Genomic DNA, 22271 nt, shown 5'->3' with positions numbered 1-22271 from the left:
CCCCGACTTGCCTTAGTCTTCGATTTTTCCGCCTGCAGCCGTGATGGCTTCACGCGCGCCTTTAGTGACCTTCAGACCCTTGACCGTAACCGGACGGGTCAGCTCACCGGACAGAATGACTTTCGCCACACGAATTTCTTCGCGAATGACGTCGGCCTTCTTCAGGGCTGCCAGGTCGGCGATGTCGCCGTCGACCTTCGCCAGTTCGTTAAGGCGAATTTCCGCTTCGTAACGCGCACGGCGAGAGGTGAAGCCGAACTTCGGCAGACGGCGAGCCAAAGGCTGCTGACCACCCTCGAAGCCGGGAGCGACGCTTCCGCCTGACCGGGCCTTCAGACCTTTGTGACCGCGGCCGCCGGTTTTGCCGAGACCGCTACCGATACCGCGACCAACCCGCTTCGCGGATGGGCGTGAACCGGGTTCTGGACTAAGTTCGTTAAGACGCATCTTAGTTATCCTCCACCCGAACCATGTAATTAATACGGTTCACCATGCCGCGCGTGGACGGAGTGTCTTCCAGCTCGACGGTGTGACCGATCCTACGCAGACCCAAACCCTTAACACATTCTTTGTGCTTAGGCTGACAGCCGATAGGGCTACGGGTCAGTGTAACTTTCATTGTCTTGTTAGCCATGACTTCAACCCAGAATATCTTCCACGGTCTTGCCGCGCTTGGCTGCAACATCTTCGGGCGCTTTCATCGCCTGAAGACCCTTGATAGTGGAACGGACCACATTGACCGGATTGGTCGAGCCGTAACACTTGGACAGGACGTTTTGAACACCTGCAACTTCAAGCACTGCACGCATTGCGCCGCCGGCGATGATACCAGTACCTTCGGAAGCCGGTTGCATGTAAACCTTGGAACCGCCATGCATCGCACGGACCGGATACTGGAGGGTATTGCCCTTCAGCGGCACATCAACCATGTTCTTACGTGCTGCTTCCATCGCTTTTTGAATCGCAACCGGCACTTCACGCGCCTTGCCACGACCGAAGCCTACACGACCCTTGCCATCACCAACCACCGTCAGCGCAGTGAAGGCAAAGATACGACCGCCCTTCACAACTTTCGCTACGCGGTTGACCTGAACCAGCTTTTCCTGGAGCTCAGGCGCTTTCTGTTCGTTCACGCTCATCTTCTCCACCTCTTAGAATTGCAAGCCAGCTTCACGTGCCGCATCGGCCAGCGCCTGAATGCGACCATGATAGCGATAGCCGGAACGGTCGAATGCAACCTGCTCTACACCGGCTGCCTTGGCACGCTCTGCGATGAGCTTGCCGACTTTTTTGGCAGCTTCCACATTGCCGGTCGCACCCTGGCGCAATTCCTTGTCCAGCGTGGAGGCAGAAGCCAGAACCTTACTGCCGTCTGCAGTCGTAACCTGAGCGTACATATGCCGCGGCGTACGATGTACGCAGAGACGAGTGGAGCCCAGCTCACGGATCTTCATGCGCACTTTGCGTGCGCGACGCAATCTTTCGTTATTCGCGCTCATAGTCCCGCCCTATTTCTTCTTGGCTTCTTTACGTCTGACCAGCTCATCCGCATAACGAACACCTTTGCCCTTATAGGGCTCCGGCGGACGATAGGCGCGAATTTCAGCTGCGACCTGGCCAACCTGTTGCTTATCGATACCCCGAATCACGACTTCCGTCTGGGACGGTGTTTCAGCCGTGACGCCTTCGGGCAGCTCGTACTCAACCGGGTGAGAGAACCCCAGAGTCAGATTGAGCTTTTTACCCTGTGCCTGCGCACGGTAACCCACGCCCACCAGCTGAAGCTTACGCTCAAAGCCAGTGCTAACGCCTGTCACCATGTTATTGACCAGTGCACGGGTGGTACCGGCAAGTGCACGAGACTGTTTTGCGCCATCACGCGCGGCGAAGCGCAGAATGTTTTCTTCCTGCTTTACTTCGACGGCGTTATGGATCGTGAATTGAAGTGCTCCCTTGGAGCCCTTCACGTTGATTTCCTGTCCGCTCAGCTTAACCTCAACACCGGTAGGCAGCACGACAGGATTATTGGCAACCCTGGACATGTGTAACTCCTAAAATACGGTGCAGATGACTTCGCCACCGATACCGGCTTGACGCGCGGCACGGTCGGTCATGACGCCCTTGGACGTCGACACGATGGCGATTCCCAGACCACCGGCTACTTTCGGCAGTTCCCCAGCGCCTTTGTACTGGCGCAGACTCGGACGACTGACCCGTTTGATGGACTCGATAACCGGCTGGCCCTCGAAATACTTGAGGGTAACGGTCAACTCGGGCTTCGCATCAGCTGAGACGGAGAAGTCCTGCACATAACCTTCGTCCTTCAGGACCTGGGCTACGGAGGCCTTCATTTTCGAAGACGGCATCGTAACGTCTGCTTTGGATGCCATCTGTGCATTGCGGATGCGAGTAATCATATCCGCAAGCGTATCTTGCATACTCATTGGTATGAGGCTCCTGATCTTTTTAGTTGTGCAGCGGCTTGCCGCACCGCTTACCAACAGACACCGAAGTGCCTACCTGTTACCAGCTCGACTTGGTCAATCCCGGAACGTCACCACGCATACCGGCTTCACGCAATTTAATACGCGAAAGCTGGAATTTACGCAGAACGCCGTGGGGGCGACCGGTCAGCTGGCAGCGGTTACGAAGACGTGACGGACTCGCGTCACGTGGGAGCTGCTGCAGCTTGATCTGCGCATCCCAACGGTCTTCGTCGCTGGTATTCGGATTCTTGATAATCGCCTTGAGCTCAGCGCGCTTCGTCGCGTACTTCTCGACGGTTTGCTGACGCTTCAGCTCGCGGTTTTTCATCGATACCTTAGCCATAACGCTCGTTCCTTATTTCTTGAACGGAAAGCCAAAGGCTTTCAGCAGTTCACGGCCTTCATCGTCGGTAGCTGCAGAGGTGGTGATGGTGATATCCAGCCCGCGAATCTTGTCGACTTTGTCGTACTCGATTTCCGGGAAGATGATTTGCTCACGCACACCCATGCTGTAGTTACCACGGCCATCAAAAGACTTCGGGTTCAGGCCACGGAAGTCGCGCACACGAGGAATCGCGATGTGAACGAGGCGATCGAAGAAGTCCCACATACGCTCACCGCGCAATGTGACTTTACATCCGATCGGCCAGCCTTCACGGATCTTGAAGCCCGCAACGGATTTACGCGCCTTGGTAACAACCGGCTTCTGACCGGACAAACGCTCAAGATCTGCAACCGCATTCTCAATAAGCTTCTTGTCACCAACCGCTTCGCCGACACCCATGTTCAGGGTGATCTTCTCGATACGCGGCACCTGCATCGGGTTCTTGTAGCTGAACTCGTTTTGCAGCGCGGGTATCACATCCTTTTTGTACATCTCTTTCATGTTAAGCATCGTAACCACCACCAATTACTGGTTATCGACTGCTTCTTTCGTGGACTTAAAAACCCGCATTTTGCTGCCGTCTTCCTTGGTCTGGAAGCCAACACGATCGGCTTTGCCGGTCTGCGGATTAAAAATAGCCACGTTGGAAGCCTGGATAGGTGCTTCTTTCTCGACGATGCCACCCGGCGTACCGACCATCGGGTTGGGCTTGGTGTGCTTCTTGATCATATTGATCCCAGAAACCACCACTCGGCCGTCATCCTGAACTTTCAGGATCTTGCCGCGCTTACCCTTATCTTTTCCCGTGGTGACGATAACTTCGTCATCTCGTTTGATTTTCTTCATAACCGGCCTCTAGTCCTTACAGTACTTCGGGTGCCAGTGAAATGATCTTCATGAACTTTTCGCTACGCAGCTCACGGGTCACCGGGCCAAAGATCCGGGTACCGATAGGCGCGTCCTGGTTGTTCAGAAGTACAGCCGCATTGCCGTCGAAGCGAATCAACGAACCGTCCGGGCGACGAACGCCCTTGGCGGTACGCACTACGACAGCCTTGAGGACTTGGCCCTTGCGCACTTTCCCGCGGGGAATGGCTTCCTTTACGGTCACCTTGATGATATCTCCCACGCTGGCGTAACGCCGGTGTGAACCGCCCAGGACCTTGATGCACATCACACGACGGGCACCACTGTTGTCCGCGACCTCAAGCATTGTTTGAGTCTGAATCATGGTTGTTCTCCAGCAGAAACCACTTTGCCGTTACGACAAGACTCACCGTCCGGGCGAGTTACACCTTCGAAGCGCGTTCGACGACATCAACCAGAGCCCAGCTCTTGGTTTTCGAGACCGGGCGAGTTTCCTCGATCCGAACCGTGTCGCCGATGTTGCACTGATTGCTCTCGTCATGGGCGTGAATTTTGGTTGAGCGCTTAACGTACTTGCCGTAAAGCGGATGCTTAACCTGGCGCTCAACCAGAACCACAATGGATTTCTCCATCTTGTTGCTCACGACCTTGCCGCTCAGGGTTCTGGCAGTCTTAGTAGCTTCAGTCATGTCACTGTCCTGCCTTTTCATTCATCACTGTTTTCACACGAGCGATATCGCGCTTAACGTTGCTGAGGAGGTGAGACTGATTCAGCTGACCTGTCGCCTTACGCATGCGCAGGTTGAACTGCTCCTTCAGGAGGTCGATCAGCTCTTTATTCAGCTCCTCGACTGACTTTTCACGCAGCTCTGTTGCTTTCATCACATCACCGTCCTCGTAACGAAGGTTGTCGCCACCGGCAGCTTCGCAGCAGCCAAGGTGAATGCTTCACGCGCGACTTCCTCAGGAACGCCTTCCATCTCGTACAGCATCTTGCCGGGCTGAATCTCGGCTACCCAGTACTCGACAGAACCCTTACCTTTACCCATACGTACTTCAAGCGGTTTGCCGGTGATCGGCTTATCCGGGAAGATCCGAATCCAGATCTTACCGCCCCGTTTGATTCGACGAGTCATTGTGCGTCGTGCCGCCTCAATCTGGCGCGCAGTTATACGCCCACGGCTCGTCGCCTTCAATCCGTATTCACCGAAGCTCACCTTGTTACCGCGGTGCGCCAGACCGGTATTACGGCCTTTCATTACCTTGCGAAATTTGGTGCGTTTTGGCTGCAGCATACGAGTGCCCCTTTACTTAGAACCTTTCTTGCGAGAGGCATCCTTCTCAGCACGGACCTGCTCCATGCCGCCAAGAATCTCGCCCTTGAAGATCCATACCTTGACGCCGATAACACCGTATGTGGTATGCGCTTCATATGTTGCGTAGTCGATATCCGCACGCAGTGTGTGCAGAGGTACACGACCTTCGCGATACCACTCGGAGCGCGCGATTTCCGCGCCGCCCAGACGGCCGCCGACCTGGATCTTAATACCCTTTGCGCCCTGGCGCATCGCGTTCTGAACCGCGCGCTTCATAGCGCGACGGAACATAACACGACGCTCCAACTGACCTGCCACGTTTTGGGCAACCAGTTTGGCATCCAGATCCGGCTTACGGACCTCTTCGATGTTGATGTGAACAGGCACACCCATCATGTCGCTAACTTCGCGACGCAGACGGTCAACATCCTCACCCTTCTTCCCGATAACGATGCCGGGGCGGGCGGTATGGATGGTGATGCGGGCATTCTGAGCCGGGCGCTCGATCACAATCTTGCTTACAGACGCCTTCACCAGACGCTTTTCGAGGAAGTTACGAACCTGAAGATCATTCAGTAGATTGTTCGCATATTCCTGCTTCTCGGCATACCAGACTGAGTTGTGCTCTTTAATCACACCCAGCCGAATACCGGTTGGATTTACTTTATGACCCATCTGAGCATCTCCTACTTGTCGGCGACCTTGACGGTGATATGACAGGTGCGCTTGAAAATGCGGTCAGCGCGCCCCTTAGCTCGAGCCTTGATTCGCTTGAGCGTCGGACCTTCGTCCACCATGATGGTGGCCACCCGCAACTCGTCAACGTCTAGACCTTCGTTATGCTCAGCGTTGGCAATGGCAGATTCCAAGGCTTTCTTGATAACTACCGCCGCCTTTTTTGGGCTGAAAGTCAGAATATTCAGGGCTTCCTCTACTGCCTTGCCGCGGACCTGATCTGCGACAAGACGCGCTTTCTGAGCAGAGAGGCGAGCGCCTTTGTACTTAGCCGCTACTTCCATTTCTCTATACCCTCAATCAGCGTTTAGCTTTCTTGTCGGCAGCATGACCGCGGTAAGTACGCGTAGCAGCGAACTCACCCAGCTTGTGACCCACCATGTCTTCAGTGACATGGACCGGCACATGTTGCTTGCCGTTATGGATTGCAATGGTCAGGCCTACCATCTCCGGGAAGACTGTCGACCGGCGGGACCAGGTTTTGATTGGCCGCTTGTCGTTAGCTTCCAGAGCTGCCTCAACCTTCTTCAACAGATGCAGGTCAATAAAAGGACCTTTCTTCAAAGAACGTGGCACAGCAAATACCTCTATGTAGTCGTTTACTTGGCTGAACGACGACGTACTATCATTCGGTCAGTACGTTTGTTCTTACGAGTCTTATGCCCTTTGGTCGGAACACCCCAAGGAGTAACAGGGTGACGTCCGCCAGAGGTACGCCCTTCACCACCACCATGCGGGTGGTCAACTGGGTTCATAGCAACACCACGTACTGTTGGGCGTTTGCCGCGCCAACGTGATGCACCCGCTTTACCAAGCTGCTTGAGGCTGTGCTCGCTGTTGGAGACTTCACCCAACGTTGCGCGACATTCCACAAGCACCTTACGCATTTCACCTGAACGAAGACGCAGTGTTGCATACGCGCCTTCACGAGCAACCAGCTGTACGGATGCGCCCGCGCTGCGAGCCAGCTGAGCACCCTTTCCAGGCTTGAGTTCGACGCAGTGGACGACCGAGCCGACCGGAATATTCCGGAGCGGAAGGGTACTGCCCACTTTAATCGGCGCGTCGATACCGGAGCGCACTTCATCACCGGCGGAGACACCTTTGGGAGCGACAATATAGCGACGCTCGCCATCGGCATACTTCAACAGCGCGATGTGTGCAGAACGGTTCGGATCGTATTCCAGGCGTTCTACTACGGCCGGGATACCATCTTTGGTCCGCTTGAAGTCAATCATGCGGTAGTGACGCTTGTGGCCACCACCGATGTGACGCGTTGTGATCCGTCCGAAGTGGTTACGACCACCGGTACGGGTCAGAGCTTCTACCAACGGCTCGAAAGGCTTGCCTTTGTGCAGGTCAGGATTGTAAGTCTTTACAACGTGACGGCGGCCGGGCGATGTTGGCTTGGTTTTGACGATCGGCATTTTACGACCCCTTTACCTTATTCCACATCCACAAAGTCGATTTCCTGACCTTCCGCAAGGCGAACGTAAGCTTTGCGAAGATCATCGCGCTTACCGAAGCCACGAACCGTGCGCTTCAATTTCCCTTTACGGTTCAGGATCTGAACACCTTCGACTTTGACGTTGAACAGTTGCTCAACAGCGCGTTTAACCTCCGGCTTCGTCGCGTCAGCGGCGACTCGAAACACCACCTGATTGCTCTCTGCGACCAAGGAGGCCTTCTCGGAAACATGCGGCCCTAACAGGACCTGATAGATACGTTCCTGATTCATCCCAGCATCTCCTCAATCTTCTTCAGAGCCGGCACGGTAACCACGACGTTTTCAAACGCAACCAGACTGACCGGATCCAGACCCGCAACATCGCGCACGTCGACATGAGGGATATTGCGAGATGCCAGGTGCAGGTTCTGCTCAACGCTGTCTGCCAGGATCAACGCATTGGAGACGCCCAGATCCTTCAACTTGGCGCTGAACGCCTTAGTCTTCGGGGAATCGACAGTCACGTCATCGACGACAACCAAACGCTCCTGACGCACCAACTCGGAAAGGATCGAACGCATCGCCGCGCGGTACATCTTACGGTTGACCTTCTGCGAGTGATCCTGCGGTTTGGCCGCAAAGGTCACCCCACCGGTACGCCAGATCGGGCTACGAATCGTACCGGCACGAGCACGGCCAGTACCTTTCTGACGCCATGGCTTTTTGCCACCACCGCTAACTTCGGAGCGAGTCTTTTGAGCACGCGTGCCCTGGCGAGCGCCAGCCATGTAAGCCGTAACGACCTGATGGACCAGCGACTCGTTGAAATCTTTAGCAAACGTAGCGTCGGAAACGGATACGCCTTCGCCACTACCAGTAATTTTCAGTTCCATCGCATCGCTCCTCAGGCTTTGACTGCAGGCTTGATGACAACGTTGCCGCCAGTAGCGCCGGGAACGGCACCCTTGACGAGCAGCAGGTTGCGCTCAGCATCGACGCGGACCACTTCCAGGTTCTGAACAGTGACCTGCTCATTACCCATTTGGCCTGCCATCTTTTTGCCTTTGAAAACTTTACCCGGAGTTTGGTTCTGACCGATTGAACCCGGAGCGCGATGAGACAGGGAGTTACCGTGCGTGGCATCCTGCATTGAAAAGTTCCAACGCTTCACGGTGCCTGCAAAGCCTTTACCTTTGGAGGTCGCAGTTGCATCTACAAACTGACCAGCCTCAAAGATGGATGCGACGATTTCGCCGCCGGCTTGAAACTCTTCACCTTCACCTTCACCAAGACGGAATTCCCACATGCCACGACCAGCTTCAACGCCAGCCTTAGCAAAATGGCCTGACTCACTCTTGGTTACACGGGAAGCACGACGCTTACCAACAGTCACCTGTACTGCACGGTAGCCATCGCTTTCGAGTGTTTTGAGTTGAGTGATCCGGTTGGCTTCAACCTCGATCACAGTCACGGGCACTGCACGCCCGTCATCCGTAAAAATACGGGTCATACCGGCCTTACGACCGACAACACCAATCGCCATGTTTCACCTCTTAAGTGTACGGGGCTCTCACCCTCTATGGCCTTACGACAGTTACACAAACCAACGCTTTGCGCGTTAGCCGAGGCTGATCTGAACGTCTACACCTGCAGCCAGATCAAGCTTCATCAATGCATCTACTGTCTTTTCCGTCGGCTCAACAATGTCGAGCAGACGCTTATGCGTACGAATTTCATACTGATCACGCGCGTCTTTGTTGACGTGGGGAGAGATCAATACGGTGTACTTTTCCTTGCGCGTCGGCAGAGGAATTGGGCCACGTACCTGAGCGCCGGTCCGCTTGGCGGTATCGACGATCTCCTGCGTGGACTGGTCGATCAGGCGATAATCAAACGCCTTCAACCGGATTCTGATCTTTTGGCTTTGCATGTTGCACCAAACTCCACTCGTAGCAGCTACTGTTAGCCGACCTTAAAAAAAGGAGCCGCATTGTATGCATAACGCACAACCCTGTCAAGCAGGTGCGGACACGAACTTTTCCCGGGGCAGGCAACTATCGCCTTTCATAGAAAAAGGGGCTGCACGCGGCAGCCCCTTTTTCCAGGGATCAATCGATTATTCGATGATCTTGGAAACAACACCTGCGCCAACGGTACGGCCGCCTTCGCGAATCGCGAAACGCAGACCTTCTTCCATGGCAATCGGAGCAATCAGAGTGGTTACCAGCTTGACGTTATCGCCAGGCATAACCATCTCTACACCTTCCGGCAGCTCACACGCACCCGTGACATCCGTGGTACGGAAGTAGAACTGCGGACGGTAGCCCTTGAAGAAAGGCGTGTGACGACCACCTTCTTCCTTGCTCAGAACGTAAACTTCTGACTCGAACTTGGTGTGCGGCTTGATGGTGCCCGGCTTACACAGAACCTGACCACGCTCAACGTCGTCACGCTTGGTACCACGCAGAAGAACACCAACGTTCTCACCCGCACGACCTTCGTCCAGCAGCTTACGGAACATCTCAACACCGGTACAGGTGGTCTTGACGGTATCCTTGATACCGACAATCTCGATTTCCTCACCCACCTTGATGATGCCGCGCTCAACACGACCGGTCACAACCGTACCACGACCAGAGATCGAGAAAACGTCCTCGATCGGCATCAGGAACGGCTGATCGATCGCGCGCTCAGGCTCAGGGATGTAATCGTCCAGAGCTTCTACCAGCTTCTTAACAGCGGTAGTGCCCATCTCGTTATCATCCTTGCCTTCCAGCGCCATCAGCGCTGAACCGGTGATGATCGGAGTATCGTCACCCGGGAAGTCGTACTGGCTCAGCAGGTCACGCACTTCCATCTCAACCAGTTCCAGCAGCTCTTCGTCATCGACCATGTCCGCCTTGTTCAGGAACACAACGATGAACGGAACGCCAACCTGACGGGACAGCAGGATGTGCTCACGCGTCTGCGGCATCGGGCCGTCAGCTGCAGAACACACCAGAATCGCGCCGTCCATCTGCGCCGCACCGGTAATCATGTTCTTCACGTAGTCAGCGTGACCCGGGCAATCAACGTGCGCGTAGTGACGCGTCGGAGAATCGTACTCCACGTGAGAGGTCGCGATGGTAATACCACGTGCACGCTCTTCCGGGGCGTTATCGATCTGGTCGAACGCACGCGACTCACCGCTTCCCCATACTTCATGACACACACGGGTCAGCGCCGCGGTCAGCGTGGTCTTGCCGTGGTCAACGTGGCCAATCGTGCCCACGTTTACGTGCGGTTTGTTACGCTCAAATTTAGCTTTAGACACGGTTACACCTCTTCCTGTTTCTTAAGTCCGGGTATCAACCCTTTTTAATGATCGCTTCGGCAATGTTCGAGGGAGCTTCTGCATAACGCGAGAACTCCATTGCATAGGACGCACGACCCTGCGTTGCAGAACGCAGATCGGTGGCGTAACCGAACATCTCCGACAACGGAACCTCAGCACGGATGATCTTGCCCGAGGGGCCATCTTCCATACCCTGAACGAGACCACGACGACGGTTCAGGTCACCAACAACGTCACCCATGTAATCCTCAGGGGTGACGACTTCGACCCTCATCATCGGCTCGAGCAGCGCCGGACTCGCCTGCTCTGCGGCCTTTTTCAGGGCCATAGAACCGGCAATCTTGAACGCCATCTCGTTCGAGTCAACATCGTGGTAGGAACCATCATGCAGCGTTGCTTTGATACCCAGCAGCGGATACCCAGCGATGATACCGTTCTGCATTTGTTCCTCGATGCCCTGTGCAACCGCCGGGATGTATTCCTTGGGAACGGCACCACCCACGATTTGATTCACGAAGACAAAGTTTTCGGCATCCTCGTCATCCAGCGGCATCGGCTCGAACTTCACATGAACGTGGCCATACTGACCGCGACCACCTGACTGACGAACGAACTTGCCTTCGACATCTACCGCCTTACGGATGCATTCACGGTAGGCCACTTGGGGCTTACCGATGTTCGCCTCAACCTTGAACTCGCGACGCATACGGTCAACGATGATGTCCAGGTGAAGCTCACCCATGCCAGAAATAATGGTCTGACCGGATTCTTCGTCGGTACGAACACGGAAAGAAGGGTCTTCCTGGGCCAGCTTGCCCAGCGCGACACCCATCTTTTCCTGATCCGCCTTAGACTTCGGCTCAACAGCAACAGAGATAACCGGCTCCGGGAACTCCATGCGCTCAAGAACGATTTTTGCGTTCTCCGCACAAAGGGTATCACCCGTGGTTACACTCTTCAGACCGATCGCGGCAGCGATATCGCCGGCCAGCACTTCTTTGATCTCTTGACGGTCCTTGGAGTGCATCTGCACCATACGACCGACACGCTCTTTCTTCTGCTTGACGGAATTGTAAACCGCCTGACCGGATTCCAACTTGCCAGAATACACCCGGAAGAATGTCAGCGTACCCACAAACGGGTCGGTTGCGATCTTGAATGCCAGCGCAGCAAAAGGCGCCTCATCATCAACCGGACGCGTCTCTTCAGTTCCCTCGTCATCGACTTCGCCCCGGATCGCCTTAACTTCGTCGGGCGCCGGCAGGAATTCGATAACAGAGTCCAGAACCGCCTGAACGCCTTTGTTCTTGAACGCAGAACCACAGGTAGCCACAACGATCTCGTTGGCGATGGTACGCAGACGAAGACCTTTCTTGATATCTTCGATAGAGAGCTCACCCTCTTCCAGGTACTTCTCCATCAACTCTTCATTGGCCTCAGCCGCAGCTTCAACCATCTGCTCGCGATAAATGGCCACTTCATCGGCCATTTCAGCAGGCACATCGGTCTGATCGTAAGTCGCACCGGAATCTTCTTCGTTCCAGTAAATTGCCTTGTTACGAATCAGGTCGACAATGCCCTTGAACTCGTCCTCGGCACCGATCGGCAACTGAATAGGCACCGCGGTAGCACCCAGACGGCTTTTAATCTGATCGACAACACGCAGGAAGTTCGCGCCGGCACGGTCCATCTTGTTGACGAACACCATGCGCGGAACTTCGTATTTGTTGGCCTGACGCCACACCGTCTCGGACTGCGGCTCCACACCGGAAGAACCACAGAAAACAACAACAGCACCATCCAGAACACGCAGGGAACGCTCTACCTCAATGGTAAAGTCAACGTGTCCCGGTGTGTCGATAATGTTGACACGATGCTCGTCGTACTGCTTATCCATGCCACTCCAGAAACAGGTGGTGGCCGCAGAGGTGATAGTGATACCACGCTCCTGCTCCTGTTCCATCCAGTCCATGGTCGCCGCACCATCGTGCACTTCACCGATCTTGTGCGAAATGCCCGTATAGAACAGAACACGCTCGGTTGTCGTGGTTTTGCCCGCATCAACGTGCGCACAAATCCCGATGTTGCGATAACGCTTAATTGGGGTCTTGCGTGCCACAGTAAAAACCTCGGCTTATTAGAAACGGAAGTGAGAGAACGCCTTGTTGGCTTCGGCCATGCGATGAACGTCTTCGCGCTTCTTAACTGCCGCACCCTTGCTGTCGGCAGCATCAAGAATTTCGCCGGCCAGACGTTGAGCCATGGATTTTTCGCCACGCTTGCGCGAGAACTCGACGAGCCAACGCATTGCCAGAGCATTCTGACGAGAGGAACGAACTTCCACCGGAACCTGGTAGGTAGCACCCCCAACACGACGAGATTTAACTTCAACCATCGGCTGAATGTTTTCCAGAGCCTTTTCGAACATTTCGATCGGCTCTTCTTTGGACTTGTCAGCCACGATATCGAGCGCGCCATAAACAATGCGCTCGGCTACGGCTTTCTTGCCGCTTTCCATAACGTGGTTGATAAACTTAGCCAGACGCTGGCTTCCAAATTTAGGATCAGGAATGATTTCCCGTTTTGCTGCAACTCTTCTTCTAGGCATCGATAAGCCCTCAATAAAAAAGGTCTTCAGGAACCCCCGAGATAGCGTTAGCTACTCAGCCTTACTCTTATCGTCGTTTGGCAACGATAAAAGACCCGTTAGGGAAATCAGGACTTGGGTCGTTTAGTACCGTACTTGGAACGGCCCTGCTTACGGTTTTGAACACCCTGGGTATCCAACGTACCGCGCACTGTGTGGTAACGAACACCGGGCAAGTCTTTTACACGACCGCCGCGGATCAGAACAACACTGTGCTCTTGCAGGTTGTGGCCTTCACCACCGATATAGGAAGACACCTCGTAACCGTTGGTCAGACGAACACGGCACACTTTACGCAGTGCTGAGTTCGGCTTCTTCGGCGTGGTGGTGTATACACGAGTACATACACCCCGACGCTGCGGGCAGCTTTGAAGCGCTGGCACGTCGCTTTTCGCCACTTTGCGTTTACGAGGCTTACGTACCAACTGATTAATCGTTGCCATGTAAGCAAACTCCAACATTCTGGATCATTGATATCGCCCCTAGGGGCAAAATTAAGGGACGCAAGTTTAAGCCTGCGTCCCAGGTCAGTCAAGAAGACTGCTTCCTTTTTAACCAATCGCTTTATCCGTAATTTCCGGGCCTAGCGATTGAGCTCCGCACTCAGCGCTTCTACAACATCTTCAGCCGTTACACCCTGGCTTTCGGAGGTATCACGCTTACGACGACGCTCGCTGTGGTAAGCCAGACCCGTACCTGCCGGTATCAGGCGGCCAACAACAACGTTTTCCTTCAGACCGCGCAGGTAATCCCGCTTGCCTGTAACCGCACCCTCGGTAAGAACGCGGGTTGTTTCCTGGAACGACGCCGCCGAAATGAAGGAGTCGGTTGCCAGGGACGCCTTGGTGATACCCAGCAACAGGCGCTCGTACTTCGCCAGTTGCTTATCTTCAGCCTCAGCCTTGGCGTTTTCTTCAATCACCTGGTGATATTCGACGTTATCGCCGGCAATAAAGGCGGTCTCGCCAGCATCCGTGATCTCCACCTTGCGCAGCATCTGACGAACAATGACTTCGATATGCTTGTCATTGATCACAACACCTTGCAGACGGTAGACGTCCTGGATCTCATTGGTGATGTATTTCGCTAACTCCACAACACCCAGCAGACGCAGGATATCGTGCGGATTGGAAGGACCGTCCGCGATAACCTCGCCTTTCTCCACGGTTTCACCTTCAAACACGTTGAGCTGGCGATACTTTGGAATCAGTACCTCATACGGATCACCATCCCTGGGCGAGATCACCAAACGCTTCTTGCCCTTGGTCTCTTTACCGAAGGAGACGGTACCGCTGATTTCAGCCAGAATCGACGGCTCTTTCGGACGACGCGCTTCGAACAGGTCGGCAACTCGCGGCAGACCCCCTGTGATATCCCGAGTCTTCGAGCTCTCCTGCGGAATACGGGCTACGACGTCACCAATCTCGACATTGCCGGCATTGCTCAGGGTCACCAGCGCGTTGGCCGGCAGGAAGTACTGAGCCGGGCTTCCGCCGGGCAGCGGGATTTCCTCGCCCTTGTCGTCGACAAGTTGGACCATAGGACGGATGTCCTTGCCCGCGGCCGGACGCTCCTTCGGGTCGATCACCTGAACCGTAGACAGGCCCGTCATTTCGTCAGTCTGAGTGCGGACGGTAATGCCCTGATCCATTCCCACAAACTGCGCGGTACCCTTACCCTCGGCGATAATGGGGTGAGTATGCGGATCCCATTTGGCGACGACGGCGCCGGCATCCACGACATCACCTTGCTTCACGGTCAGCATGGCGCCATACGGGAGCTTGTACCACTCACGCTCACGGCCCTGCTCGTCGGCTACGGCCAATGCTGACGAACGAGAAACGACGACCAGCGTTCCATCAGCCTTCTCAATAGACTTCAGGTTGTGCAGGCGCACCGTGCCGCCATGCTTGACCTGAATATTGTCTACCGCCGAAGCCCGGCTCGCCGCACCACCAATGTGGAAGGTCCGCATAGTCAACTGGGTACCCGGCTCACCGATAGACTGAGCGGCGATAACACCGACAGCCTCGCCTACGTTCACCTGATGGCCACGGGCCAGGTCACGGCCGTAGCACATCGAGCAGACGCCGTGCCGAGTATCACAAGTAATAGCGGAGCGGACCCAAATCTCATCCACACCCGCGAGCTCGACCATTTCGATGGTTTTTTCGTCCAGCAGCGTACCGACCGGCACAACCGCATTTTCCTTGTCGGTTGGCGTGAACACATCACGCGCGGTGACACGACCCAGAACTCGGTCGCCCAGCGGCACAACGACGTCGCCACCCTCGATGTGCGGCGTCATCAGCAGGCCTTCCTCGGTGCCACAGTCGTTTTCTGTGACCACAAGATCCTGGGACACGTCGACCAGACGACGGGTCAGGTAACCGGAGTTCGCAGTCTTCAATGCGGTATCCGCCAAACCTTTACGCGCGCCGTGGGTGGAGATGAAGTACTGCAGTACGTTCAGACCTTCACGGAAGTTCGCGGTAATCGGCGTCTCGATGATCGAGCCGTCCGGCTTGGCCATCAGCCCCCGCATCCCTGCCAACTGACGGATCTGAGCGGCAGAACCCCGGGCACCGGAGTCGGCCATCATGTACACGGAGTTAAAGGACTCCTGGTACGTCGGCTCGCCATCGTCGCCCTTGACCACCTTGCCTTCAGCATCGACGACCTCCTCTTTCGAGAGGCGCTCCATCATCGCTTTGGAGACCTTGTCGTTGGCACGAGACCAGATGTCGATAACCTTGTTGTACTTCTCACCCTGAGTCAGCAGACCGGACGCGTACTGGGACTCGATCTCCAGCACCTCGTCTTCTGCGGCGCTGATCATCTCGTATTTCTCAGGAGGAATTTCGAAGTCGTTCACACCGATGGATGTGCCGGACACGGTCGCGTAGTGGAACCCGGTGTACATCAGCTGGTCAGCGAAGATAACACTCTCTTTCAGACCCACGGTGCGATAACACACGTTGATCAGGTTGGAGATCGCCTTCTTGACCATCGGCTTGTTGACGATTTCGAACGGCATACCGTCCGGTACGATATCAAACAGCAATGCGCGACCAACCGTGGTGTCGACGATGTTGTAGCTCTCGCTGACTTCACCCTCTTCGCTGCGCGCCACTTCTTTGACCCGCACCTTGATCCGAGCCTGCAAGTCGACCTTGCCGGCGCCGTAGGCACGATGAACTTCCTTCGTGTCTGCGAAAACGCGACCTTCGCCCAGCGCGGTCTTGCGCTCACGGGTCATATAGTACAGACCGAGTACAACGTCCTGAGACGGCACGATAATCGGTTCGCCGTTCGCCGGAGACAGTACGTTGTTGGTAGACATCATCAGAGCCCGCGCTTCGAGCTGGGCTTCCAGGGTCAGCGGCACGTGAACCGCCATCTGGTCACCGTCGAAGTCGGCGTTATAGGCCGCGCAGACCAACGGATGCAGCTGGATCGCCTTGCCTTCAATCAATACGGGCTCGAACGCCTGAATACCCAGACGGTGCAGGGTCGGCGCACGGTTTAGCAGGATCGGATGTTCACGGATAACTTCGTCCAGGATATCCCAGACTACCGCCTCCTCACGTTCGACCATCTTCTTGGCCGCCTTGATCGTGGTCGCCAGACCGCGATGCTCAAGCTTGGCAAAGATGAACGGCTTGAACAGCTCCAGAGCCATCTTCTTGGGCAGACCGCACTGATGCAGCCGCAGGTACGGCCCCACCACGATCACCGAACGACCGGAGTAGTCGACCCGCTTACCCAGCAGGTTCTGACGGAAGCGACCTTGCTTACCCTTGATCATATCTGCCAGCGACTTCAGCGGACGCTTGTTGGTACCGGTGATAGCACGACCGCGACGACCGTTGTCCAGCAGTGCGTCAACCGCTTCCTGCAGCATCCGCTTTTCATTGCGAACAATGATATCCGGCGCATTGAGCTCAAGCAGGCGCTTAAGACGATTATTCCGGTTGATCACCCGACGATACAGATCGTTCAGGTCGGACGTGGCGAAACGACCGCCATCCAGCGGCACCAGCGGGCGCAGATCCGGCGGCAAGACCGGCAGAACGGTCATGATCATGTCGCCGGGACGGTTGCCGGAGAACAGGAAAGCCTCAAGCAGCTTGAGACGCTTGCTCAGCTTCTTGATTTTGGTCTCGGAGTTGGTCTGCGGAATTTCCTCACGCAGACGGTCCACCTCTTCTTGCAGGTTGATATCTTCCATCAACGCTTTGACCGCTTCGGCGCCCATACGAGCGTCGAACTCATCCCCGAACTCTTCCAGAGCCTCGTAATACTGCTCGTCGTTCAGCAGCTGACCGCGCTCCAGCGTGGTCATACCCGGCTCGATAACGATAAAGGATTCGAAATACAGGACGCGCTCGATATCGCGCAGGGTCATGTCCAGCATCAAACCAATGCGCGACGGCAGTGACTTGAGGAACCAGATGTGAGCAACCGGGCTAGCCAGCTCGATGTGCCCCATGCGCTCACGACGGACATTAGCCAATGCGACTTCTACGCCACATTTCTCACAGATAACGCCACGGTGCTTGAGGCGCTTGTACTTACCGCACAGGCACTCGTAATCCTTGATCGGACCAAAGATCTTGGCGCAAAAAAGACCGTCACGCTCGGGCTTGAACGTACGGTAGTTGATGGTCTCCGGTTTTTTTACTTCACCGAAGGACCATGAGCGAATCATGTCAGGGGACGCCAGGCCGATTCGGATGGCGTCAAATTCCTGCTTTTGGTTCTGGCTCTTGAGAAGATTCAGCAAATCTTTCATCAGTAACAGCTCCGGATGGCGTTAATCTCGGGCGGGCACTTGGCGTGCCCGCTCACGCTGCCAAAAAACAATTCGGCTCAGTCGGACTCTAGCTCGATGTCGATACCCAGCGAGCGGATTTCCTTGACAAGAACGTTGAAGGATTCGGGCATGCCCGGTTCCATCCGATGATCGCCATCGACAATGTTCTTGTACATCTTGGTCCGACCGTTCACGTCGTCAGACTTAACGGTGAGCATTTCCTGCAGCGTGTACGCTGCGCCATAGGCCTCGAGAGCCCAAACTTCCATCTCACCGAAGCGCTGACCACCGAACTGCGCCTTACCGCCCAGCGGCTGCTGGGTTACAAGGCTGTACGAACCCGTTGAACGGGCGTGCATCTTGTCATCGATCAGGTGGTTCAGCTTGAGCATATACATGTAGCCCACGGTAACCGGACGATCGAACTCGTTACCGGTACGCCCGTCGTACAGCGTAATCTGGCCACTGGTATCCATGTCGGCCAGTTCCAGCATGCGCTTGACCTCGTCCTCCTTGGCGCCGTCGAATACGGCAGTCGCCATGGGCACGCCTTCGCGCAGGTTGCTCGCCAGCTCCAGAATTTCGTCGTCTGACAGCGACTCCAAAGGCACCGGCGCGGTTTGCTCGCTGTGGTTGTATATCTCGCCCAACAGACTGCGGATTTCAGCCACTTTCTTCTGGGACTCGATCATCGCATTGATCTTATGGCCCAAACCTTTGGCTGCTGCACCCAAGTGGGTCTCGAGCACCTGACCGACGTTCATCCGCGAGGGTACGCCCAGCGGGTTCAGCACCACATCAACCGGGTTGCCCTGCTCGTCGTAAGGCATGTCCTCGATAGGCATCACTGCCGAGATAACACCCTTGTTACCGTGACGGCCCGCCATCTTGTCACCGGGCTGGATACGACGCTTGATCGCGAGATACACCTTGACGATCTTCAATACGCCCGGCGCCAGGTCGTCGCCCTGCTGAAGCTTGCGCTTCTTATCGTCGAAACGCTCATCATGGACTTTGCGACGATCATCCAGACCCTGCTCGGACTTCTCGAGCAGCTCGTTAAGCGCTTCGTCCTTCATCCGCAGCTTGAACCAGTCGTCCTTCGGCAGTTCAGCCAGGAACGCCTCGTCCAGCTTGGCGCCCTTCTTCAAGCCTGGACCGCTGATGACTTCCTGGTCCTTCAAGGCGCTGGTCAGACGCTCGTACGTTGCGCCTTCAACGATGCGGTACTCGTCTTTCAGGTCCTTACGGAACTGGTCGAGCTGATCCTTCTCGATGGACAGCGCACGCTGGTCCTTCTCGATACCATCGCGAGTGAACACCTGCACATCAATGACCGTACCGCGCGTACCGGTCGGCACCCGAGAGGAGGTGTCCTTAACATCGGACGCCTTCTCACCGAAGATGGCACGCAGCAGCTTTTCCTCTGGGGTCAGCTGAGTCTCGCCTTTCGGCGTCACCTTGCCCACCAGGATGTCGCCGGCGCCCACTTCAGCACCGATATACACAATGCCGGACTCATCCAGCTTGGACAGCGCACTTTCACCAACGTTCGGGATATCGGCGGTAATTTCCTCGCTGCCCAGCTTGGTGTCACGCGCCACACAGGTCAGTTCCTGGATGTGGATCGTGGTGAAACGGTCTTCCTGAACAACTTTCTCGGACACCAGAATGGAGTCCTCGAAGTTGTAGCCGTTCCAGGGCATGAACGCGATACGCATGTTCTGACCCAGTGCCAGCTCCCCCAGGTCGACGGACGGGCCGTCAGCCAGAACGTCGCCACGAGCGATAGCATCGCCCTGCTTCACGATGGAACGCTGGTTGATACACGTGTTCTGGTTGGAACGGGTGTACTTGGTCAGGTTATAGATGTCGACGCCGGCATCACCGGCTTCGGTCTCGCTGTTATTGACGCGGATAACGATACGGGCCGCATCCACGCTCTCGACGACACCGCCACGGCGTGCAGTCACGCAGACACCGGAATCCTGAGCAACGATGCGCTCGATACCGGTACCCACCAGCGGCTTCTCCGCACGCAGGGTCGGAACGGCCTGACGCTGCATGTTCGACCCCATCAGGGCCCGGTTCGCATCGTCGTGCTCCAGGAACGGAATCAACGATGCCGCCACTGAAACCACCTGACGCGGAGACACGTCCATGAAATTGACGTTCTCCGGCGGCGTAACGGTGAATTCGTTCTGATGACGCACGGTTACCAGTTCGTCAACCAGCCTGCCGCCTTCATCGGTCGCGGCGCTGGCCTGAGCGATCACAAAATTGCTTTCTTCGATCGCTGACAGGTATTGAATGTCATCAGTGACCAGGCCGTCGACAACTTTCCGGTACGGCGATTCGAGGAAGCCGTAAGAGTTGGTGCGCGCGTAAGTCGCCAGCGAGTTGATCAGACCGATGTTCGGTCCTTCTGGAGTCTCGATCGGGCACACACGACCGTAGTGGGTCGGGTGAACGTCGCGCACCTCGAAGCCAGCCCGCTCACGAGTCAGGCCGCCCGGACCAAGAGCCGATACACGGCGCTTATGCGTTACCTCAGACAGCGGATTGTTTTGATCCATGAACTGAGACAACTGACTGGAACCGAAGAATTCCTTGACCGCAGCCGCTACCGGCTTCGCATTGATCAAATCCTGCGGCATCAACCCTTCACTTTCGGCCAGGCTCAGACGCTCACGAACGGCGCGCTCAACACGAACCAGACCTACACGGAACTGGTTCTCCGCCATCTCACCCACAGAGCGAATGCGACGGTTACCCAGGTTGTCAATGTCATCCACATTGCCCTGACCATTACGGATCGCGATCAACGTTTTCAAAACATCGATAATGTCTTCGTTGGTCAGCGTACCCTGGCCTGTGGATTCTTCACGACCCAGCCTGCGGTTCAGCTTCATCCGACCGACCGAGGACAGGTCATACCGCTCTTCGGAGAAGAACAGGTTGTTAAACAGGTTCTCCGCCGATTCCTTGGTTGGCGGCTCACCCGGACGCATCATGCGATAGATTTCGACCAGCGCTTCCAGTTGGTTGCGCGTCGGGTCGTTACGCAAGGTGTCCGACATGAACGGACCGCAGTCCAGATCATTGGTATATAGGGTTTCGAGCTCCTTGATGCCCGCCTTCAGCAGTTTTTCAACGGACTCTTCGGTCAGCTCGGCGTTGCATTCAAGAATCACTTCACCGGTCGACTTGTCGACCATATCGTGAGCGGTGACGCGACCGTACAGATAGGCTGTCGGCACCTCCAGCTCGCTGATACCCGCCTTTTCCAGCTGACGGATATGGCGCGCTGTTACACGGCGACCTTCTTCGACAATAACGCTACCGTCGTTATCCTTGATATCGAAAGTTGCAATATCACCCCGCAGCCGGCTCGGCACCAGCTCAAGCATGCAGGTCTCTTCGCCCAGGCGGAATCTGCTGGTATCGAAGAACATATCGAGCATCTGCTCGGAGGTGTAGTTCAGCGCACGCAGAAGAATCGAAGCCGGCAGTTTACGACGACGGTCGATCCGCACAAAGACGCTGTCCTTGGGATCGAATTCGAAATCCAGCCAGGAACCACGGTAAGGAATTACCCGGGCTGAATAGAGCAGCTTGCCTGACGAGTGCGTCTTGCCCTTGTCATGATCGAAGAACACACCCGGAGAACGGTGGAGCTGGGAAACGATGACGCGCTCCGTTCCGTTCACGACAAAGGTGCCGTTCTCAGTCATCAGGGGCATTTCACCCATGTAGACTTCTTGCTCTTTAATATCTTTGATGGCCTTATTGGACGACTCTTTGTCGTAAATAATAAGACGAACTTTAACACGCAGCGGTGCAGCGTAGGTCACGCCCCGTAGCTGACATTCCTTGACATCAAATACCGGCTCGCCAATGCGGTAGCTCACGTATTCGAGCGCCGCGTTGCCCGAGTAACTGACAATCGGGAATACGGATTTGAATGCCGCGTGCAAACCAGTTTCCTGGCGCGCGTCCGCAGCGGCTTCCATTTGCAGGAAGTCCCGATAAGAATCGAGCTGAATAGACAGCAAATAGGGGACATCCATCACGGAAGGCAATTTACTAAAATCTTTGCGGATCCGCTTTTTTTCAGTGTAGGAGTAAGTCATCTGCATTCCCCAGCTTTAGACCTGATACCTGGTATCAAGAAGCAAACATTTACCTGCTTCGGGGCCGAATTGCTCGGCTAACTGCGCCGTCTCGAACAAGACTCG

The 22271-nt window shown here is 55.5% G+C and carries 27 protein-coding genes; all 27 read right to left on the bottom strand.

Features of this window, described 5'->3' with window-relative positions:
• Positions 1–12: 12 nt before the first annotated feature.
• Entirely contained in the window at positions 13–447 is a 435-nt protein-coding gene (rplO, locus tag FXO11_RS03610; RefSeq protein ID WP_148861611.1) for a 50S ribosomal protein L15, read from the bottom strand.
• Between the two features lies 1 nt (position 448).
• Positions 449–634, bottom strand: coding sequence for a 50S ribosomal protein L30 (rpmD, locus tag FXO11_RS03605; RefSeq protein WP_148861610.1), 186 nt, complete (start codon positions 632–634; stop codon positions 449–451).
• A 4-nt stretch (positions 635–638) separates the two neighbouring features.
• On the bottom strand, positions 639–1139 hold the full coding sequence (gene rpsE / locus FXO11_RS03600; protein ID WP_148861609.1) for a 30S ribosomal protein S5: 501 nt from the start codon (positions 1137–1139) through the stop codon (positions 639–641).
• A 12-nt stretch (positions 1140–1151) separates the two neighbouring features.
• Entirely contained in the window at positions 1152–1499 is a 348-nt protein-coding gene (gene rplR / locus FXO11_RS03595) for a 50S ribosomal protein L18 (protein ID WP_148861608.1), read from the bottom strand.
• A gap of 9 nt (positions 1500–1508) precedes the next feature.
• Positions 1509–2042 carry a 50S ribosomal protein L6 gene (rplF, locus tag FXO11_RS03590; RefSeq protein ID WP_148861607.1) on the bottom strand — a complete coding sequence of 178 codons (534 nt, stop codon included), beginning with the start codon at positions 2040–2042 and terminating at the stop codon, positions 1509–1511.
• Between the two features lie 9 nt (positions 2043–2051).
• Entirely contained in the window at positions 2052–2444 is a 393-nt protein-coding gene (gene rpsH, locus FXO11_RS03585) for a 30S ribosomal protein S8 (RefSeq protein ID WP_148861606.1), read from the bottom strand.
• A 79-nt stretch (positions 2445–2523) separates the two neighbouring features.
• A complete protein-coding gene (rpsN, locus tag FXO11_RS03580; protein ID WP_148861605.1) occupies positions 2524–2829 on the bottom strand; it encodes a 30S ribosomal protein S14 in 306 nt (101 codons plus the stop codon).
• 12 nt (positions 2830–2841) lie between these two features.
• Positions 2842–3381: a 50S ribosomal protein L5 gene (gene rplE, locus FXO11_RS03575; RefSeq protein WP_148861604.1), complete on the bottom strand. Its 540-nt coding sequence runs from the start codon at positions 3379–3381 to the stop codon at positions 2842–2844.
• Between the two features lie 15 nt (positions 3382–3396).
• On the bottom strand, positions 3397–3717 hold the full coding sequence (rplX, locus tag FXO11_RS03570) for a 50S ribosomal protein L24 (protein ID WP_148861603.1): 321 nt from the start codon (positions 3715–3717) through the stop codon (positions 3397–3399).
• A gap of 16 nt (positions 3718–3733) precedes the next feature.
• On the bottom strand, positions 3734–4102 hold the full coding sequence (rplN, locus tag FXO11_RS03565) for a 50S ribosomal protein L14 (protein WP_004580754.1): 369 nt from the start codon (positions 4100–4102) through the stop codon (positions 3734–3736).
• Positions 4103–4160: 58 nt separating this feature from the next.
• Entirely contained in the window at positions 4161–4427 is a 267-nt protein-coding gene (gene rpsQ / locus FXO11_RS03560) for a 30S ribosomal protein S17 (RefSeq protein WP_148861602.1), read from the bottom strand.
• Between the two features lies 1 nt (position 4428).
• Positions 4429–4620, bottom strand: coding sequence for a 50S ribosomal protein L29 (rpmC, locus tag FXO11_RS03555; RefSeq protein ID WP_148864775.1), 192 nt, complete (start codon positions 4618–4620; stop codon positions 4429–4431).
• Positions 4620–5033 carry a 50S ribosomal protein L16 gene (gene rplP, locus FXO11_RS03550; RefSeq protein ID WP_148861601.1) on the bottom strand — a complete coding sequence of 138 codons (414 nt, stop codon included), beginning with the start codon at positions 5031–5033 and terminating at the stop codon, positions 4620–4622. Before rplP ends, rpmC begins: the two co-directional genes overlap by 1 nt.
• A gap of 12 nt (positions 5034–5045) precedes the next feature.
• The gene (gene rpsC / locus FXO11_RS03545) at positions 5046–5729 is read right to left on the bottom strand and encodes a 30S ribosomal protein S3 (RefSeq protein ID WP_148861600.1); all 684 of its coding nucleotides are present in this window, start codon (positions 5727–5729) and stop codon (positions 5046–5048) included.
• Positions 5730–5740: 11 nt separating this feature from the next.
• Positions 5741–6073: a 50S ribosomal protein L22 gene (gene rplV / locus FXO11_RS03540; protein WP_123634103.1), complete on the bottom strand. Its 333-nt coding sequence runs from the start codon at positions 6071–6073 to the stop codon at positions 5741–5743.
• 16 nt (positions 6074–6089) lie between these two features.
• Positions 6090–6365 (bottom strand): 30S ribosomal protein S19, encoded by a 276-nt coding sequence (rpsS, locus tag FXO11_RS03535; RefSeq protein WP_111498309.1) that lies wholly within the window; start codon positions 6363–6365, stop codon positions 6090–6092.
• A 23-nt stretch (positions 6366–6388) separates the two neighbouring features.
• Positions 6389–7216 carry a 50S ribosomal protein L2 gene (rplB, locus tag FXO11_RS03530; protein WP_148861599.1) on the bottom strand — a complete coding sequence of 276 codons (828 nt, stop codon included), beginning with the start codon at positions 7214–7216 and terminating at the stop codon, positions 6389–6391.
• Positions 7217–7233: 17 nt separating this feature from the next.
• Positions 7234–7527 carry a 50S ribosomal protein L23 gene (rplW, locus tag FXO11_RS03525; RefSeq protein WP_148861598.1) on the bottom strand — a complete coding sequence of 98 codons (294 nt, stop codon included), beginning with the start codon at positions 7525–7527 and terminating at the stop codon, positions 7234–7236.
• Positions 7524–8129, bottom strand: coding sequence for a 50S ribosomal protein L4 (gene rplD, locus FXO11_RS03520; RefSeq protein ID WP_148861597.1), 606 nt, complete (start codon positions 8127–8129; stop codon positions 7524–7526). The genes rplW and rplD overlap by 4 nt, the downstream gene beginning before the upstream one ends.
• A gap of 11 nt (positions 8130–8140) precedes the next feature.
• On the bottom strand, positions 8141–8779 hold the full coding sequence (rplC, locus tag FXO11_RS03515; RefSeq protein ID WP_148861596.1) for a 50S ribosomal protein L3: 639 nt from the start codon (positions 8777–8779) through the stop codon (positions 8141–8143).
• Between the two features lie 75 nt (positions 8780–8854).
• Entirely contained in the window at positions 8855–9166 is a 312-nt protein-coding gene (gene rpsJ, locus FXO11_RS03510) for a 30S ribosomal protein S10 (protein ID WP_004580743.1), read from the bottom strand.
• A 186-nt stretch (positions 9167–9352) separates the two neighbouring features.
• Entirely contained in the window at positions 9353–10549 is a 1197-nt protein-coding gene (gene tuf, locus FXO11_RS03505; RefSeq protein WP_148861585.1) for an elongation factor Tu, read from the bottom strand.
• A 34-nt stretch (positions 10550–10583) separates the two neighbouring features.
• Positions 10584–12689: an elongation factor G gene (fusA, locus tag FXO11_RS03500; RefSeq protein WP_148861595.1), complete on the bottom strand. Its 2106-nt coding sequence runs from the start codon at positions 12687–12689 to the stop codon at positions 10584–10586.
• A gap of 18 nt (positions 12690–12707) precedes the next feature.
• Entirely contained in the window at positions 12708–13178 is a 471-nt protein-coding gene (rpsG, locus tag FXO11_RS03495) for a 30S ribosomal protein S7 (protein WP_148861594.1), read from the bottom strand.
• 107 nt (positions 13179–13285) lie between these two features.
• Entirely contained in the window at positions 13286–13660 is a 375-nt protein-coding gene (gene rpsL / locus FXO11_RS03490) for a 30S ribosomal protein S12 (RefSeq protein WP_004580739.1), read from the bottom strand.
• 140 nt (positions 13661–13800) lie between these two features.
• On the bottom strand, positions 13801–18012 hold the full coding sequence (rpoC, locus tag FXO11_RS03485) for a DNA-directed RNA polymerase subunit beta' (protein ID WP_148861593.1): 4212 nt from the start codon (positions 18010–18012) through the stop codon (positions 13801–13803).
• 77 nt (positions 18013–18089) lie between these two features.
• Positions 18090–22166: a DNA-directed RNA polymerase subunit beta gene (gene rpoB, locus FXO11_RS03480; RefSeq protein WP_148861592.1), complete on the bottom strand. Its 4077-nt coding sequence runs from the start codon at positions 22164–22166 to the stop codon at positions 18090–18092.
• Positions 22167–22271: the final 105 nt, after the last annotated feature.

It is taken from the genome of Marinobacter fonticola (assembly GCF_008122265.1).
Lineage (GTDB): Bacteria > Pseudomonadota > Gammaproteobacteria > Pseudomonadales > Oleiphilaceae > Marinobacter_A > Marinobacter_A fonticola.
The sequence above is the reverse complement of the archived record's forward strand: the minus strand, read 5'-3'. Positions and strand labels throughout refer to the sequence as shown.

Bases quoted from the DNA above. Each gene is read 5' to 3' on its own strand.
- rpoC (WP_148861593.1), bottom strand. From the start codon at position 18,012: ATGAAAGATTTGCTGAATCTTCTCAAGAGCCAGAACCAAAAGCAGGAA.
- rplR (WP_148861608.1), bottom strand. From the start codon at position 1,499: ATGAGCGCGAATAACGAAAGATTGCGTCGCGCACGCAAAGTGCGCATG.
- rplO (WP_148861611.1), bottom strand. From the start codon at position 447: ATGCGTCTTAACGAACTTAGTCCAGAACCCGGTTCACGCCCATCCGCG.
- rpmD (WP_148861610.1), bottom strand. From the start codon at position 634: ATGGCTAACAAGACAATGAAAGTTACACTGACCCGTAGCCCTATCGGC.
- rpsJ (WP_004580743.1), bottom strand. From the start codon at position 9,166: ATGCAAAGCCAAAAGATCAGAATCCGGTTGAAGGCGTTTGATTATCGC.
- rplD (WP_148861597.1), bottom strand. From the start codon at position 8,129: ATGGAACTGAAAATTACTGGTAGTGGCGAAGGCGTATCCGTTTCCGAC.
- rplB (WP_148861599.1), bottom strand. From the start codon at position 7,216: ATGCCGATCGTCAAAACCAAGCCAACATCGCCCGGCCGCCGTCACGTT.
- rpsC (WP_148861600.1), bottom strand. From the start codon at position 5,729: ATGGGTCATAAAGTAAATCCAACCGGTATTCGGCTGGGTGTGATTAAA.
- rpsQ (WP_148861602.1), bottom strand. From the start codon at position 4,427: ATGACTGAAGCTACTAAGACTGCCAGAACCCTGAGCGGCAAGGTCGTG.
- rplC (WP_148861596.1), bottom strand. From the start codon at position 8,779: ATGGCGATTGGTGTTGTCGGTCGTAAGGCCGGTATGACCCGTATTTTT.
- rplV (WP_123634103.1), bottom strand. From the start codon at position 6,073: ATGGAAGTAGCGGCTAAGTACAAAGGCGCTCGCCTCTCTGCTCAGAAA.
- rplF (WP_148861607.1), bottom strand. From the start codon at position 2,042: ATGTCCAGGGTTGCCAATAATCCTGTCGTGCTGCCTACCGGTGTTGAG.
- rpsL (WP_004580739.1), bottom strand. From the start codon at position 13,660: ATGGCAACGATTAATCAGTTGGTACGTAAGCCTCGTAAACGCAAAGTG.
- rpsG (WP_148861594.1), bottom strand. From the start codon at position 13,178: ATGCCTAGAAGAAGAGTTGCAGCAAAACGGGAAATCATTCCTGATCCT.
- rplP (WP_148861601.1), bottom strand. From the start codon at position 5,033: ATGCTGCAGCCAAAACGCACCAAATTTCGCAAGGTAATGAAAGGCCGT.
- rplN (WP_004580754.1), bottom strand. From the start codon at position 4,102: ATGATTCAGACTCAAACAATGCTTGAGGTCGCGGACAACAGTGGTGCC.
- rpsH (WP_148861606.1), bottom strand. From the start codon at position 2,444: ATGAGTATGCAAGATACGCTTGCGGATATGATTACTCGCATCCGCAAT.
- rpmC (WP_148864775.1), bottom strand. From the start codon at position 4,620: ATGAAAGCAACAGAGCTGCGTGAAAAGTCAGTCGAGGAGCTGAATAAA.
- rpsE (WP_148861609.1), bottom strand. From the start codon at position 1,139: ATGAGCGTGAACGAACAGAAAGCGCCTGAGCTCCAGGAAAAGCTGGTT.
- rplX (WP_148861603.1), bottom strand. From the start codon at position 3,717: ATGAAGAAAATCAAACGAGATGACGAAGTTATCGTCACCACGGGAAAA.
- rpoB (WP_148861592.1), bottom strand. From the start codon at position 22,166: ATGACTTACTCCTACACTGAAAAAAAGCGGATCCGCAAAGATTTTAGT.
- rplW (WP_148861598.1), bottom strand. From the start codon at position 7,527: ATGAATCAGGAACGTATCTATCAGGTCCTGTTAGGGCCGCATGTTTCC.
- rplE (WP_148861604.1), bottom strand. From the start codon at position 3,381: ATGCTTAACATGAAAGAGATGTACAAAAAGGATGTGATACCCGCGCTG.
- rpsN (WP_148861605.1), bottom strand. From the start codon at position 2,829: ATGGCTAAGGTATCGATGAAAAACCGCGAGCTGAAGCGTCAGCAAACC.